At 60.8% G+C, this 14,391-nt stretch carries 12 protein-coding genes, 2 tRNA genes and 1 pseudogene; 6 read left to right on the forward strand and 9 right to left on the reverse strand.

The features are described from left to right. Positions 1 to 270 precede the first annotated feature (270 nt). Positions 271 to 3,054, reverse strand: a complete 2,784-nt coding sequence (locus AB4Z43_RS00785) for a valine--tRNA ligase (protein ID WP_019858580.1) — start codon at positions 3,052 to 3,054, stop codon at positions 271 to 273. Between the two features lie 265 nt (positions 3,055 to 3,319). Here AB4Z43_RS00785 and AB4Z43_RS00790 point away from each other — a divergent pair, with 265 nt between their 5' ends. Further along, a complete protein-coding gene (locus AB4Z43_RS00790) occupies positions 3,320 to 3,952 on the forward strand; it encodes a bleomycin resistance protein (protein WP_019858581.1) in 633 nt (210 codons plus the stop codon). Between the two features lie 59 nt (positions 3,953 to 4,011). Here the strand turns inward: AB4Z43_RS00790 and AB4Z43_RS00795 are convergent, their stop codons facing one another. From AB4Z43_RS00795 to AB4Z43_RS00815, 5 genes are all read right to left on the reverse strand, one after another. Next, positions 4,012 to 4,845, reverse strand: coding sequence for a PopZ family protein (locus AB4Z43_RS00795; RefSeq protein ID WP_064984130.1), 834 nt, complete (start codon positions 4,843 to 4,845; stop codon positions 4,012 to 4,014). 303 nt (positions 4,846 to 5,148) lie between these two features. Then, positions 5,149 to 6,534: a TolC family outer membrane protein gene (locus AB4Z43_RS00800; RefSeq protein ID WP_027046920.1), complete on the reverse strand. Its 1,386-nt coding sequence runs from the start codon at positions 6,532 to 6,534 to the stop codon at positions 5,149 to 5,151. A 179-nt stretch (positions 6,535 to 6,713) separates the two neighbouring features. Further along, positions 6,714 to 7,382 carry a protein-L-isoaspartate O-methyltransferase family protein gene (locus AB4Z43_RS00805; RefSeq protein ID WP_019858585.1) on the reverse strand — a complete coding sequence of 223 codons (669 nt, stop codon included), beginning with the start codon at positions 7,380 to 7,382 and terminating at the stop codon, positions 6,714 to 6,716. A 91-nt stretch (positions 7,383 to 7,473) separates the two neighbouring features. Next, positions 7,474 to 7,547: transfer RNA gene (locus AB4Z43_RS00810), tRNA-Cys, on the reverse strand. Between the two features lie 493 nt (positions 7,548 to 8,040). After that, a complete protein-coding gene (locus AB4Z43_RS00815; RefSeq protein WP_019858587.1) occupies positions 8,041 to 8,328 on the reverse strand; it encodes a hypothetical protein in 288 nt (95 codons plus the stop codon). Between the two features lie 222 nt (positions 8,329 to 8,550). Here AB4Z43_RS00815 and AB4Z43_RS00820 point away from each other — a divergent pair. Both AB4Z43_RS00820 and AB4Z43_RS00825 read left to right on the forward strand, forming a co-directional pair. Then, a tRNA-Asn gene (locus tag AB4Z43_RS00820) sits at positions 8,551 to 8,625 on the forward strand. A 210-nt stretch (positions 8,626 to 8,835) separates the two neighbouring features. Then, complete coding sequence (locus tag AB4Z43_RS00825; RefSeq protein ID WP_441935351.1) at positions 8,836 to 9,108, forward strand: hypothetical protein; 273 nt, start codon at positions 8,836 to 8,838, stop codon at positions 9,106 to 9,108. Between the two features lie 48 nt (positions 9,109 to 9,156). Here the strand turns inward: AB4Z43_RS00825 and AB4Z43_RS00830 are convergent. The 3 genes and pseudogenes from AB4Z43_RS00830 to AB4Z43_RS00840 form a co-directional block, all read right to left on the reverse strand. After that, positions 9,157 to 10,257 (reverse strand): annotated as a pseudogene (locus AB4Z43_RS00830) (recombinase family protein); the annotation flags it as partial. Between the two features lie 24 nt (positions 10,258 to 10,281). After that, on the reverse strand, positions 10,282 to 10,527 hold the full coding sequence (locus AB4Z43_RS00835; protein ID WP_441935352.1) for a hypothetical protein: 246 nt from the start codon (positions 10,525 to 10,527) through the stop codon (positions 10,282 to 10,284). 275 nt (positions 10,528 to 10,802) lie between these two features. Next, positions 10,803 to 11,720 (reverse strand): LysR family transcriptional regulator, encoded by a 918-nt coding sequence (locus tag AB4Z43_RS00840; RefSeq protein ID WP_441935353.1) that lies wholly within the window; start codon positions 11,718 to 11,720, stop codon positions 10,803 to 10,805. 276 nt (positions 11,721 to 11,996) lie between these two features. Between AB4Z43_RS00840 and AB4Z43_RS00845 the strand changes: the two genes are divergently transcribed. From AB4Z43_RS00845 to AB4Z43_RS00855, 3 genes are read left to right on the forward strand one after another with little or no spacing between them, the layout of a single operon-like run. Further along, positions 11,997 to 12,656 (forward strand): ABC transporter permease subunit, encoded by a 660-nt coding sequence (locus AB4Z43_RS00845; RefSeq protein WP_441935354.1) that lies wholly within the window; start codon positions 11,997 to 11,999, stop codon positions 12,654 to 12,656. Between the two features lie 12 nt (positions 12,657 to 12,668). Continuing rightward, positions 12,669 to 13,421, forward strand: coding sequence for an ABC transporter permease (locus tag AB4Z43_RS00850; protein WP_441935355.1), 753 nt, complete (start codon positions 12,669 to 12,671; stop codon positions 13,419 to 13,421). A 53-nt stretch (positions 13,422 to 13,474) separates the two neighbouring features. Beyond that, positions 13,475 to 14,323, forward strand: coding sequence for a transporter substrate-binding domain-containing protein (locus AB4Z43_RS00855; protein ID WP_441935356.1), 849 nt, complete (start codon positions 13,475 to 13,477; stop codon positions 14,321 to 14,323). Positions 14,324 to 14,391 lie beyond the last annotated feature (68 nt).

A 14,391-nucleotide genomic window follows, 5' to 3' on the forward strand; every position in this document is an offset into this window, starting at 1 on the left:
GCTCGCCAAAGGCATTTTCGACAAAATGCAGTTAGTTATCGCAAGGCCGAAAAACGGTCCTGCGCGTGCTTATCCGACCGAAAAATGAGGAAGATTCGTTTCAAAAGGCTCAAAAATAGCCATTTTCAGGGGCTTTCGGCCCCATTGTTACATTATGGCAACAATGGGGCTAAAACTTCCGTTTACGTCAAAATTAACGCAACGGAATGCCTACTTTCGAGGCAAAAGGATCGTCATTTTACAGATGACTAAGGTCCAGCGAATCTATCCTCAACCGGCATCGCGAACCCTGGTCAACGCCACCGAGAGCTTGTCCTGCGCGTCGCGATATTCGGCGAGCTTTTCGCGCTCGGCGTCGACGATCTCGGCCGGGGCGCTGGCGACGAATCTTTCATTCGACAGCTTCTTGTGCAGGCGCGCGATCTCCTCGGTCACCTTGGCCAGTTCCTTCTGCAGCCGGGCAGCCTCGGCGGAGAGATCGATCAGGCTGCCGAGCGGCAGGCAGATTGTCGCCTCGTTGAGGACGATCTGCGCCGCGCCCTTGGGAGCCGTGTCGGCCAACGAGATGTCGCCGACGCGGGCCAGCCGCTTGATCGCCGAGTCCTCGCGAACCAGCCGCTCGCGCGTCACATCATTGGCGCCGACCACGACCAACGGCGCGATCGCCGCCGGCGGCACGTTCATCTCGGAACGCACCGAGCGGATGCCGGAGACCAGGTCGACCAGCCAGTTGATGTCGGCGGCGGCATCCGCGTCCTCGAAGTCGGGCGACGGCCAGGCGGCGTGACACAACAGCGAATCGCGCTCCTTGCCCTCGCCCGCCGTCTGCGCCCACAGCTCTTCCGTCATGAACGGCATCATCGGATGCAGGAGCTTGTAGATTTCGTCGAGCACGAAGGCGACGCAGGCGCGGCTCTCGGCCTTGGCCGCCTCGTCCGTGCCCATGAACACCGGCTTCAAGAGTTCCAGATACCAGTCGCAGAACAGGTTCCAGACGAAGCGGTAGGCAGATCCTGCCGCTTCGTTGAAGCGGTATGAAGTGATGCCGTCGGTGATCTCGCGCGCGGCCCGCGTCAACTCGGTCAGGATCCAGCGGTTGACCGCAAGCTTGGCATCATTCAGCCAGAAATCGTCGTTGCGCGCGACTTCGTTCATCTCGGCGAAGCGCGTCGCGTTCCACAGCTTGGTGCCGAAATTGCGGTAGCCGGCGATGCGCGCCGGGTCGAGCTTCACGTCGCGCCCTTGTGCCGCCATCACGGTCAAGGTGAAGCGCAACGCATCGGCGCCATATTCATCGATGAGGTCGAGCGGATCGATGACGTTGCCTTTCGACTTCGACATCTTGGCACCGTTCTTGTCGCGCACCAACGCGTGAACATAGACGGTGTGGAACGGCTCCTCGTCCATGAAATGCAAGCCCATCATCATCATGCGGGCAACCCAGAAGAAGATGATGTCGAAGCCGGTCACCAGCACGTCGGTCTGGTAATAGGTCTTCAGCTCCGGCGTCTGGTCCGGCCAGCCCAAAGTCGAGAATGGCCACAGCGCCGAGGAGAACCAGGTGTCGAGCACATCCTCGTCGCGGTTCAGGATCTCGCCCGGCTGGAAGTTTTCCAGCTTGTCCTCGACCCAGGCCTTCCACGGGCCTTCGAGCGCCAGGTAATATTCGATCGCCGCGCTCAGCGCCTCTTCCTCGGTCTTCTCGACGAAGACGCGCCCATCCGGCCCGTACCAGGCCGGAATCTGATGGCCCCACCACAGCTGGCGCGAGATGCACCAGGGCTGGATGTTCTCCATCCAGTCGAAATAGGTCTTTTCCCAATTCTTCGGCACGAAGTTGGTACGGCCTTCGCGCACGGAGGCGATCGCCGGCTTGGCCAGTTCCGCCGCGTTGGCGTACCACTGCTCGGTCAGGAACGGCTCGATCGGCACGCCGCCGCGGTCGCCATGCGGCACGGCATGGCGATGTGGCTCGACCTTTTCCAGGAAGCCGCCTTCTTCCATCAGATCAACGATCTTCTTGCGCGCGACGAAACGGTCGAGCCCGTCAAACTCGTCCCAGACGGCCTGGCGCTCCGGCGTCGCATCGAGACCGGCGAGGAAGTCTTCATTGTCCTTCAACTTGATGGCGGCTTCGATGGTCAGGATGTTGATCGCCGGCAGCTTGTGGCGCTTGCCGACCTCGAAGTCGTTGAAATCATGCGCCGGCGTGATCTTGACCGCGCCCGAGCCCTTTTCGGGGTCTGAATACTCGTCCGCGACCACTGGGATTTTTCTGCCGACGATCGGCAGCACGACGTTCTTGCCGACCAGATGCCGGTACCGCTCGTCATCCGGATGCACCGCCACCGCCGTATCGCCCAGCATCGTTTCCGGGCGCGTGGTCGCGACCGTGATGAAGGTTTTCGGATTTTCCGGATCGAAGGTCTCGCCCTCCAAGGGATAGCGGAAGTGCCAGAGATTGCCGTTGACCTCGTGCTGCTCGACCTCGAGGTCGGAGATCGCGGTTAAAAGTCTCGGGTCCCAGTTCACAAGGCGCTTGTCCTTGTAGATCAGCCCTTCCTTGTAGAGGGTGACGAAGACTTCGAGCACGGCCTTGGACAGGCCTTCATCCATGGTGAAGCGCTCGCGCGACCAGTCGGCCGAGGCGCCGAGCCGCTTTAGCTGGTTGAAGATGGTGCCGCCGGATTCGGCCTTCCACTCCCACACTTTCTCGATGAACTGCTCGCGCGTCAGGTCGCGGCGGTGAATCTGCTTCTCCATCAGCTGCCGCTCGACCACCATCTGCGTGGCGATGCCGGCATGGTCCATGCCCGGCTGCCACAACACGTTCTTGCCGCGCATGCGCTCGAAGCGCACCAGAATGTCCTGCAGCGTGTTGTTGAGCGCATGGCCCATATGCAGCGAGCCGGTGACGTTGGGCGGCGGAATGACGATGGTGAAGGCTTCGGCCCCCTCTTCCGCCCCGGCGCCGGCGCGGAAGGCGTCCGCCTCTTCCCACACTTTGGCGATCTTCGGCTCGACGGTCTTTGCGTCGTAGGTCTTTTCAAGCATGGGGAAACGGTCCGCGCTGTCGGGATTTTGCTGGTTCGGTGTAAATCGGAAGGTCTTGGCCAAGTCAACCGCAAGGGCCGCCTCGGTTCACCAGAAGCAAATAGTCGCTCCCGCCCACATTTCAACGGAGGGTCGTGGCGCTCGGCACTCGCAGCTTGACCGCCGGCCGTCGTAGCCATACCGTGCGGACGCTGCAGTAGGGCGCATCGGCTTCCGGCCGGAGGGGCATTGCCCGCCTACGCCACCTCAACCCCGCAATGCGCCCATGCCGACCCTCGAACACCACAAGAAACAGGCCAAGCTCTATCTCAAATGGCACCGCGAGCGGTACTATCCCGTCGCCGCTGTGATTGGATGGCTCTTGCCGCGTTTTCACGATCTCAGCGACAGCCAGATCCTCGATCACGGCTTCAAGCTTGCCGATGCCCAGGAACTCGTCGCCAGAAAGTCAGGTTTCGAGAGCTGGCAGGCGCTGAAGGAAGGCCTTCAAACCGTGACCGATCATGCAGCAACAGACGCCGCGAAACCGCATCTCGCCTTTGCCGAGCCACAGCTGTTTGTCAGCGACATCGTAGCGGCCTGTAATTTCTATCGGCAAAAGCTCGGCTTCGAGACGCGCTTCACCTATGGCGAGCCGCCCTTCTACGCCCAAATCATCCGCGATGGCGCACGGCTCAACCTGCGCCATGTCGACAAGCCTCCACTCGCCGCCAATTCGACCGATGACCTACTGGCGGCGACGATCGTCGTCGACAACATCAAGGCCCTGTTTCTGGAGTGTCAGGCGGCCACGGCCCCGTTTCACCAGACATTGCGGACCGAACCCTGGGGCGCTCGCACGTTCATCGTCAAGGACCTCGACGGCAACCTCATCTGCTTCGCGACCAGCGCGGGCTGACCTCATCGACAAAAACGCCGCCTCACGGGCGGCGTTTCGAGAGTGATCGTTGGAGGAGATTACTGCGCGCCGCGCGCCACGCGCTCGATCTCCTCGCGCACCAGGCGCTCGACCAGCGTCGGCAGATTGTTGTCCAACCAGTCCTGCAGCATCGGCCGCAGCATCTCCTCGGCCATCTCGTCGAATGTCTTCTTGCTGCGGCTGGCAAAGGCATCGGACAACTCGCCGAAGGCCGCCGCGACCTGCCGGCCCGTGTGTTCGGAGAGGATTGCCGGGCGCGCCGCGGGCGCCTCATTTGCCCCCGCGCGCGCCTGGGCGTCGTCTGCCGGAGCCTCGTTTGAAGACGGCCGTTCGAACGCAGCCTCCACCACCGGTTCGCTCGCCGGCGCTTCGGGCTGGGCGACCGGCTTGCGGATGCCCGGTATCGCTTTCGCCTGCTCTCCGACCGCCGCGATCTCGCGCCGCCAATCGGCAACGATGGCATCGCTTGTCGCGCTGGCCTGCGGGGCGGCCGGCGCTTCGGTCGCTGTGACGGGCGCCGGCTCCGCGGCGATCCTGGCGCTGACCTCGGCAAGCGTCATCGACGGCTTGAGCGGCACGGGATCGGCGCGCGTCTGCGATTCCATGCGCGCAATCACCGGCTCGGGCGACGGCGCCTGGACTTCCGCGAGCGCGACCGGCTTCCTGGTTTCGGGGGCAGCATGCAACTCGGCGCGAAAAGCATCGACATCGGCGGCGGGAGCCTCGCCCGGCGACGGCTCAAGATCCTGCCGCAGCTCTTCGGTCTCGCCCGGCTGCTTGCGACCGTTGTCGCTGTCCTCGATGATCCTCCTGATGGAAGCCAGTATCTCTTCCATGGAAGGTTCGCGCTGTGCGCTGCTTGCCGTTGCCATCGTCACATCCGCCGCCCTTGTGACCTGTTAGTCTTCCGCTCCGGCAGAAGCCGGATTCGAATCATGGCGACAGCGTAACCGACGGATCGCTGCACGAGAATCCCCAATCTGGGGACATGTGGGATTTCAACAGATTAGAAGCAATTCCGGGAAAAGTGTGAAAACGGCTTTCCCGGGAAAGCGCATAGCGCTTTCCCTCGGGAATTGCGTCAATGCAAAGGAATAGAGCAGGAAACCAGAGCGGAACCGGTTTCAAGCCAGGTTCCGCTCAGACGGGCCCGACACAAGTCGAGCCTCAGGCGTTTAGCGGCCGTCCGGCGTACGCACGCCGATCCACTTGTCCTTGACGGCGTTGTAGTGCTCTTCGGGCTTGTACTTGGTAACCTGCAAGGCAAGCCGATCGACCGACAGGCGACCCATCGCCGACAGGATGGCATAGCTCGCCACCACCACATCGTGTTCGGAATTGGCCTGGTTGATCTTGGCGGTGATGACGGCGGCCTGCGCGTTGAGGACGTCGAGCGTGGTCCTCTGGCCGACATTGCGCTCTTCGATGACGCCGTTCAGCGCCAGTTGCGCGGCGTCGATCACTTGCTTGTTGGCCGAGACGCTCTGCTGCGCGGCGGTGTATTGCGACCATGCGGTGGCAACGGCCTGGCGAACCTGGTCGCGGCTGACGTCGACCTGGATGCGGGCCTGGCCAAGCGATTCCTTGTTCTGCCGCACGACCGCCGAGGTCCGACCGCCCGAATAGATCGGAATGGTCAGCGTCGCACCGATATTGGCCGAGGTCGAATTGCCGTTGGAACCGGAAAGGTCGGGGATGGCGTTGCGGTAGTTTTCCGAAATGCCGGCCGACGCGGACAGCTGTGGCAACAGCGCGCCCTCCGCTGACTTCACCGAGAACGCCGCCGCGTCGACCAGATGCTGCGTAGCGAGAATGGCCGGGTGTTCATTAGCCCCGATCGCAATCGCCGCATCGAGGCTCGACGGCAGCAGCCTGCCCAACGGCGAAGCGGGCTTGAGCTTGCCCGGCTCGTCGCCGACGACCTGGTGGTAGGTCGCGGCACTGGCCAGCGCCTGCGCGCGGGCGGCACTCAGCGAGGCCACCGCCGAGGCACGCGACGCATCGGCCTGCGCGACATCGGTGCGCGTGCCCTCACCAACCTCGAAACGCGAGCGCGCGGCACGCGCCTGCTCGGTCAGGAACTGCAGGTTCTGCTCCGTCAGCACCGCGATCTGCCGATCCCGGATCACGTCCATATAGGCCGTGGCTGCGCTGAACAGCGTGTTCTCTTCGGTATTGCGCAGGCTCTCGACCGATGCCTTTACCTGGGCTTCAGCCGCCGCCACGTTGTTTTTCGTCTGAAAGCCGTCAAACAGCGACTGGTTGATCTGAATGCCGTAACCGCCACTCGTCAGCTTCGAATTACCGCCGCCATTTGCCTGGCGCGTGTTTGTATAATCGATGGAAGCCGATCCAGTAATCGTTGGGCGCCAGCCTGATTTGGCAATCGCCACGCCTTCGTCGGTGACGCGTACACCGGCGCGGGATGAATTCAGCGTGGAATTGTATTGATAAGCCTTGGCGAGCGCGCCTGTGATGGTTTCCGCCGAAGCGGTTAGTGGGGACAGCGCGGTCGCGGAGACGAGGACGGCGGCAAAAAAGCTCTTGGATACAGACGGCACGGGTATATCCCTCATTCGTTTCCCATGGGAACTACGCCGCTCCAGCTTCTCGTTAGAGCAGCCGGAGTGGCGTGTTTCATTCCCTGTCGCTCGGTCCCAAAGTGCCCCCAGTCTGGGATCGCAACGATTGTTCAAATGCAAGCGACCATGACAAAGCCTCTGCTGCAAGGCAAAATCATTCAGAATTCAAAAGCATGCTCACGTTCGAATCCAGGTAGTGGCTTAATTGCCGCATTAAATGCCCTTCTCCCGGTTACAACCCCCCCGGCCTTGAAAAAAAGTCGCGCAACGCCGGAATTGCCCCGCCCTTCGACCGCGACGAGTCGGCCGCCTTCGGCGAGCTGATCGAGCAACGACGCCGGCACTTTCTCGACGCTGCCGCCGATGAAGATGACGTCATAGGGTGCCTTGGCCGCATGACCCTGCGCCAGCGCGCCCTGGACCACGGTCACATTGCCGCAGCCAAGGCCGGAAAGCGTCGATGCCGCGGTTTGCGCCAGCGTCGAATCGCTTTCGAGCGCCACGACCGACCTCGCCAGCCGCGACAGGATGGCTGAGGCGTATCCGGTGCCACAGCCGACGTCGAGCGCCGAATCGGTCGCATTGATCTCGGCCAGCTGCATCAGCTTGGCCAGCGGCGATGCTTCCATCAGATAGCGCGCACCATCGGCGCCGTCGGCAATGCGGATGTCCTCGTCGATATAGGCGAGATCGCGCTGGCGGTCGGCAACGAAGACCTCGCGCGGCACGGTAAGCATGGCCTCCAGCAGCGGGGCGCTGGTCACGTCGGTGGTGCGAACCTGACCGTCGACCATCTTGACGCGAAGCTCGGAGAAATCAGCGCTCATGTTCCAACCAATCCGCTTGCCGCGCCAGAACCGCGGTTCATTTCGATGAGAACGTCAGGCTCCGGCGCTGAGCGCGCGGGAGCCCGGGTATTGGAGGCCTCGCCCGGAATCGAACCGGGGTGCAAGGATTTGCAGTCCTCTGCGTAACCACTCCGCCACGAGGCCTCGTTGCTCCCGGCGTTCCACCCGGTTCCAATAGGTTGCGGCGAAAATGGCGTCAAGCGGCCACCACGCATTCGGCGCGGTTTCCTCTGCAAGAATCCGACCCTCCACATCGATCGCCGTGGTCACAATGGGTCACGACGCATATTAGACGATCATTAAGTATACCAGGAGATCACGAGAAACTCCACGCCCCCCGCCACCGTTGAGAAACGAGGAGGACTTCGCCATGCGGCCGGCAACGCCCAACACCGGAACGAACGCCTGGGACGGCTTGTCGCGATCAGCATGCGAGGCGTTGCTGCGCCATGCCATCGACTGCCTGGCGATAGATGGCACCGCCAGGCTTTCGCCGCGGGACCGCGCGCGCCTGGCCTCGGCTGCCGCCGTTCTCAGGGAAATCCGCGAGGATTTGGGAAGAGGTGCGAACCGAAAAGCGGATTCGCCAAAATCCGAAACCCGAACAAGGGCATAACGCAGCGGAAGAACGGCATGGTCAAACGCCCGGTTTGGTGCCCGTCGTTCCATCCGGCCGACGCCGCCGCTCCCACCAGACGACGAAGCGACGCCGGTGGCGCCGCACCATGGCGAATTCATAGGAAAGCACCAGCAATCCGATCGGAACCATCCAGAAGCCAAGGATCGGCAGAAAGCCAAGAATGCCGCCGATGGTCAAGAGAATGCCGATCGTGATTCTGAGGCCGCGCGATTGCGGCATGGTGAATTCGCGGCCGAAAATCGAGATCTTTCGTGCCGGTATCCGGTTTTCGTCTGCTGCGGTCATCGCCAATGGCTGTCCATCTGGTCGCTCGAAAAAGCCTGTTTACGAAAGCCGCGACCGCCGTTTCGGTTCCGCGCCCATCGCCAAGACGGCTAATATGAGGGCGGACGCGGCCGATTGCGAGAAACCCGCCGCGCGAAAAAGTCTCGGAAAAAAGCGAAATGCTTCTTTGCAAAGGCGAAAGGTGTTTGCTATAGGCTGCGCCACTTGCTGAAGAGCATCCGTTCCCCGGTAGCTCAGTGGTAGAGCAACCGGCTGTTAACCGGTTGGTCGCTGGTTCGAATCCGGCCCGGGGAGCCACTTCAGATCAAAACTGCGAACGCCGCTTGCACGCGGTTCCACTCCCGAGCCCCCCTGCTCCGTGGCAAGCGTCTGCAGGAGTTTGATTCTGGAGCCAGTGATCCGAATTTCGGCATCTCCCACTTCAATCCGCTGCACTAGCGCCTGCACGTAGTGACGGCTGAACCCATTATCCGTTCGAATCTTCTTTCGCGCCTCTAGGCCGAACCGGTGAAGCAACTCCGGCGTAATCGTGGTTTCTCCGCTTTCCGTGCGCACTTCTGCACGCTCAGCGTCGGCACGCGCAGCGTCTCGGGCTTGCTTCAGCTCACCGATTCGCCCTTTAAGATTGGAATCACCCAAATCGGCGAGGCCATTTTCGATCGCCTCGTACAATCGCGTGAGCTTGGCATCGGCGTCCGCAGCCTGCCTCTTCAGCTCGGCGACTCGGCCCTTTCGCCGCTCTGCTTGCTCGTCGCGCCGCTTTATCAACCCCGACAATAGCTCTTCCAGGCGGGCTGGCTCCAGTAGCCGATCCTCCATATAGGCAACGACCTTCGTATCGAGTTCCTCCATGGGGACTGTGCGTCCTCGGCATCCGGTCTTCCCCTGACGCGCTGCCGTGCAGCAGGTGTAGTAGCGATACTGTTTCCCCCTACCCGATGTACGCAGGGTCATCGCCCCACCACAGTCAGCGCAGAAGCAGACGCCACCCAGCAAGGTGCCTCCGCTCACGAATCGGGGCGCTTTCAACTGCGGGCTTCGGGACCGCATCATTTGCTGGACCTCGGCAAACTCCTCAGGGTCGACGATAGGCTCGACGATCACTTCAACCACCTGATCGTCGGGGTTCTGCTGTTTCTTGCGCCAACTGGCCACGTTGAAACGGTGGCGTCCAATGTAGGTCTCGCGGGTCAGAATCTGATGCACCGCGCCAACACCCCACCGTCCACCGGTCTGGGTCCGAATGCCTCGAATGTTCAAGAAGTCAGCGATCTGCCTCGCCCCCATGGGTCCGTTTCCCGCGCCAATGCGCGCGAGGCGGAACATCAGGCGGACGGTATCGACTCGTGCGGGATCCGGTTCGATCTTCTTCTTCGCCCGCGAGCCGCGCTGCTCGGCAGCGACGATCCTGTAGCCAAAGGGCGCGCGGGAGCCGTTCCAATAGCCCTGCCGGGCATTCTCTCGCATTGCTCGGAGCGTGTGTTTGGCGTTTTCCTTCGACTGATACTCGTCGAAGAGCGCCATGATCTGGCGCATCATCACACTCATCGGATCGTCACCGAGATCCTGGGTGGTGGATGTGAGCCGGATGCCGTTCTTCGCCAAGCGGCGCACGTAGAACTCAAGCTGAAACTGGTCACGGAAGAAGCGCGAGAATGAATGCACGATAATGAACTGGAACGGCGCCGGCTTTTGCGCCGCTGCGTCCATCATCCGTTGAAACTCCGGCCGGCGGTCGTCTGTTGCCGATGCGCCGGCCTCCACGAACTCCGCAACAACGGATATTCCCTTCGCTGTGCAATAGGATTGGAGCTGACGTCGCTGATCGGGAATCGAAAGATCGTGCTCGGCCTGCCGACCAGTCGAAACTCTCAAATACAAAGCCGCGCGCCCTGACGACGGCAAGGCGTTGGTCAATGTGAGGGTCATGTGACACCTCCCCTTTTAGAATTGTTATATTTGGCGCAACAGTTCGTCCAACAACGCCCCGAATTGAACCTCGAAGACATCGAGTTCGACGTCAGTGACCGGGATTCGGTCCGGCCAGTCATCGGAGACATTGAGCTCGCGACCATCTTCGGCAGTCCGTCCTGCGCGGCGCAGACGCGGGGCATCCGGTACACCGCTGCTACCGCGGGCGTAGTCATAGAGATCGAGCTGGCCTTGCCAGGCAGGCGATGGAAATATGTTGTCGCGCATCGCCCCATTGTGTCGACAATCGGCACAAAATTGAACCGCGCCAGACGATTATCGGCAACTTCTAAAGCGCAAGGGCGGACGCCCGCTGCGGTATTCAACCATCTTGGCGGATTGGGTCGCACTTCCGCGTAGCGCAATAACCGGGAGATGGCTCGCCGGTCCGGTACATTATGGAATCTGCCCATCGGCCGCTCCGTTTCCTCTATCAGGCATCATCTCTCTGGAAATATTTCCGGGACCAAACGCAATCTCTGCCGCTTCGGGAGGAATATCTATCAACCTCGCGCAGGCGGCTCCGTGGAAAACGCAGCGATGATCGCCTCGAGCGCGACACTCAATGCGTTGGAAAAGGTCCTGCCCTTCTGCCAAATCGCAACGTAGTGATAGAGCGCGGACGGCTCCACTGGCCTTATTCCCAAGTGAAACGCCGCGTATTCGCGCGCAATGATCTCATTGGTTATCGAAATGCCGAGGCCAGCCGAAACGTATCCGGCTTCGTGACCGTAGCAATCGAATTCCACCAATATGTCCGGCTCAACGCCGGCGAAGCGCATTGCATTGAAGTTCATTTGGTGGGCAGCGAACTGCGGATCGATATCAACGATCGTTTCGCCTGCCAGGTCGTGAGCCTCGATACAGGTCTGTTTTGAAAAACGGTGGTCGGGATGGAAGATGCATACGTTTCGTGCCGACCCAAGCGGCGCCCACTCAAACAGACTTGGATCCAGGGGCAACCTCGAGATTCCGAGTTCGGCACGCCCTGCCAAGATGTGCTCGCCGATCTGCTCGTAGCTTCCCGAAATCGAGCGGACATTCGAAGCGGTCTTTGCGTGGATAATCGCCACGACCTTGGGCAAGGTCACGAAACCGAAAACAGAAGGCGCGGCAATCGCAATCCGCTGCTTTTCCTCGTTCTTCATCGCGAAGATCGACGCTTCCAGTCGATCCAGGGACGTCAGGGCGAGTTCCACGTTTCGCAGGAGTTCCCAGGCTTCCTGCAAGGGCACGATGCGGTTGGCCGATCTCTTGAAGAGTGTGATGCCGAGCGTTGTCTCGAGTTGCTTCACATGTTGACTGACGGCAGGCTGGCTTATCCCGAGCGCAGCCGCTGCTCGCCTTGTCGAACCGGCCCGCAAAACTTCTCGGAAGACTTTCAACTGACGGAGCTTGAGGTCGCTCTGTAGCAACTCCATCCCTGCGCTCCATTCCCTGATAACGCCCACCTGGGAAGGAAGCGGATAACCGCCAACCTGGGGAGCAACGAACCGCCTCAGTATATAACGGCACGTTATAGATAAAAGAATAAAAATTATAGATTGAGTGTGTAATTTCAGGTGCTAGAATTAGCAAGTATCTCAAATTAACTCCAAATTACCAATATAGCAATTCGCAACCCTGGGTTATACGACTTGGTCTTGGCGATAAAGACCGGCGTATCCTGCGGTATTGCGAGTCGAGGAACGCGCTCCATGGGTGGTTTTACTACTCAGTTTGTTGTCGCACTCACCGTCACGATGGGCCTTGCGCTTGTCAGCGGCTGCCTGGGTACGGCGTTTGGTTTGTTCCTGGCGATTTCGAAGGGCACGGCACAACCGCGCCTCAACAGTTTCGTTACGGCCTACACGACTGTGGTCCGGGGTGTACCAGAACTTCTCATTATCCTGCTCATCTACTTCGGCGGAACGACGCTCGCCAGCAAGATCGCAGGCCGGTATGTCGAGGTGAACGCATTCACTGCAGGCGTTATCGCGCTCTCGGTCGTTTTCAGCGGTTATGCCACCGAAGTGTTTCGCGGCGCGATTGCGGCGGTGCCAGCGGGTCAAGCCGAAGCGGCAAAGTCGCTTGGGCTGAACGCCTGGCAGCGCTGGGTGTTTATCATCGGACCGCAGATGCTGCGGCTGGCGCTGCCGGCCTATGGCAATCTCTGGATTTCGCTCTTCAAGGACACCGCGCTAGTTTCGATCGTCGGCCTGACCGACATCATGCGCGTTGCGTATGTGGGGGCCGGATCCTTGCGCGCACCATTGACCTTCTACCTTGCGGCCGCCGCTCTCTACCTCTTGCTGACCACCGTCACGCTGCTGTCGATCCGGCTGGCTGAGCGACGCTATCCGGCCCTCGGCCGGTAGGAGGGAGCGACCATGAACCTCGGCTTGATGTTTGACGCAATGGTTGTCCTGCCTTCGGGCGTCGGTCTCACATTGACCCTGACGGTCCTGTCGCTGACGGCCGGATTTCTTCTATCGGTGCCACTTGCGTTCATCCGCGCGTTTGGACATCCCGGCCTCTCGCTCGCGGTGCTGGCATACACCTATTTCATACGCGGCACGCCGATGCTCGTTCAGCTCTTCCTGGTCTATTACGGCCTCGGTCAGATCGAGGCGGTGCGAGCCAGCATCTTCTGGGTGATCCTGCGGGATCCCTTCTGGTGCGCCCTTCTGACATTTTCGCTGAACAGCGCGGCGCACACCACCGAGATCCTGTGCCGCGGTCTCCAGTCCGTGCCTAAAGGTGTCACCGAGGCGGCCACGTCTCTCGGCTTGAAACGCTTCCAGATCGCTCGCCTGGTCACCTTCCCGATCGCTTTCAGGATATCGCTCCCGGCCTACGGCAACGAGGTCGTGGGCATGATCAAGGGCTCGTCCCTGGCGAGCACCGTAACGCTGCTCGAGATCACCGGCATGGCGAGACAGATGGTGTCGACCACGTTCGCACCGTACGAGATCTTCATCGTCGCCGGAGCGATCTACCTATCGCTCACCTCGATTGCCGTAAAAGCCATCCAACTCCTGGAGCGATGGCATTCGACCGACGGCCATCCTGTGCGTCGACGAAAAGCGCGATTGCGCCCCGCCCTACCTGATCACGAGATCACGACGACGCCCCTGCCCTAACCCGCGGGTTTTTTCGGCAGCCCATTCCATCCAAACCAACGAAGAGGTGCATCATGCGTATACCCCTGGCTATTGCTGTTTCTATCGCATCCCTGATGTCGGCATTCCCGGCCGGCGCGCAAAGCGAGCGCGTCATAACGATCGCCTCCGAAGGTGCTTCGCCGCCCTGGGACAGCACCGACGCGAACGGTCAGCTCTACGGTTACGATATCGATGTTGGACAGGAGCTGTGCCGTCGCATCGAAATCAAATGTACCTTTGTGCCGCAGGATTGGGACGGGATCATCCCGGCACTGCTTGTCGGCAAGTTCGACGTGATCATGTCTGGCATGGCGATCACGGAAAAACGCAAGCAGAAGATCGTGTTCTCAGTTCCCTACGCCACTGGCTTCAACCAGTTCGTTGTGCGCAAGGACCTGGGTCTCGATCCTGGCGACATCAAGCAGAAGGTCAACCTCTCGGGCCTCGGGGCCAAGGAAAAGGCGACCATCGAACGCCTCAGATCGGCACTCGCCGGCAGGGCGATCGGGGCCTTGCGCTCGTCGAATTCGGAAGCAGTCGTGAAGGAAATGCTGGGCGATGTCGTGACCATCCGCAGTTATGACAGCCAGGACAACATGAAGCTCGATCTTGCCGCGGGTCGCATCGACGGCGGCCTCGCCGACTATTTCACCTGGCGGGATTTTCTGGAGACGCCTGCTGGCTCGGATGTGGTGTTTTTCGGCCCTGAACTGAAAGGCGGGCTCTGGGGGCCGGGCGTCGGCGCCGGCATGCGCAAGGACGATACCGAGTTGCTGACCAAGTTCAACGCGGCGATCGACGCGGCCACCAAAGATGGGACGATCAAGGCGCTGAGCCTGAAATGGTTCAAAAGCGATATCTCACCCGCCGTCTCCCAATAGCCGGCAACCGACTTCGACATTTAACGTGGCGCTGGCCGGAACGCCAGCGCCTCCCATCCTTCAAGGCG

Source organism: Mesorhizobium sp. 2RAF45 (genome assembly GCF_052115225.1).
Lineage (GTDB): Bacteria > Pseudomonadota > Alphaproteobacteria > Rhizobiales > Rhizobiaceae > Mesorhizobium > Mesorhizobium jarvisii.

Excerpts from the sequence above, each read along its gene's own strand:
- AB4Z43_RS00785 (WP_019858580.1), bottom strand. The coding sequence starts at position 3,054 with ATGCTTGAAAAGACCTACGACGCAAAGACCGTCGAGCCGAAGATCGCC.
- AB4Z43_RS00790 (WP_019858581.1), top strand. The coding sequence starts at position 3,320 with ATGCCGACCCTCGAACACCACAAGAAACAGGCCAAGCTCTATCTCAAA.
- AB4Z43_RS00795 (WP_064984130.1), bottom strand. The coding sequence starts at position 4,845 with ATGGCAACGGCAAGCAGCGCACAGCGCGAACCTTCCATGGAAGAGATA.
- AB4Z43_RS00805 (WP_019858585.1), bottom strand. The coding sequence starts at position 7,382 with ATGAGCGCTGATTTCTCCGAGCTTCGCGTCAAGATGGTCGACGGTCAG.
- AB4Z43_RS00815 (WP_019858587.1), bottom strand. The coding sequence starts at position 8,328 with ATGACCGCAGCAGACGAAAACCGGATACCGGCACGAAAGATCTCGATT.
- AB4Z43_RS00835 (WP_441935352.1), bottom strand. The coding sequence starts at position 10,527 with ATGCGCGACAACATATTTCCATCGCCTGCCTGGCAAGGCCAGCTCGAT.
- AB4Z43_RS00840 (WP_441935353.1), bottom strand. The coding sequence starts at position 11,720 with ATGGAGTTGCTACAGAGCGACCTCAAGCTCCGTCAGTTGAAAGTCTTC.
- AB4Z43_RS00845 (WP_441935354.1), top strand. The coding sequence starts at position 11,997 with ATGGGTGGTTTTACTACTCAGTTTGTTGTCGCACTCACCGTCACGATG.
- AB4Z43_RS00850 (WP_441935355.1), top strand. The coding sequence starts at position 12,669 with ATGAACCTCGGCTTGATGTTTGACGCAATGGTTGTCCTGCCTTCGGGC.
- AB4Z43_RS00855 (WP_441935356.1), top strand. The coding sequence starts at position 13,475 with ATGCGTATACCCCTGGCTATTGCTGTTTCTATCGCATCCCTGATGTCG.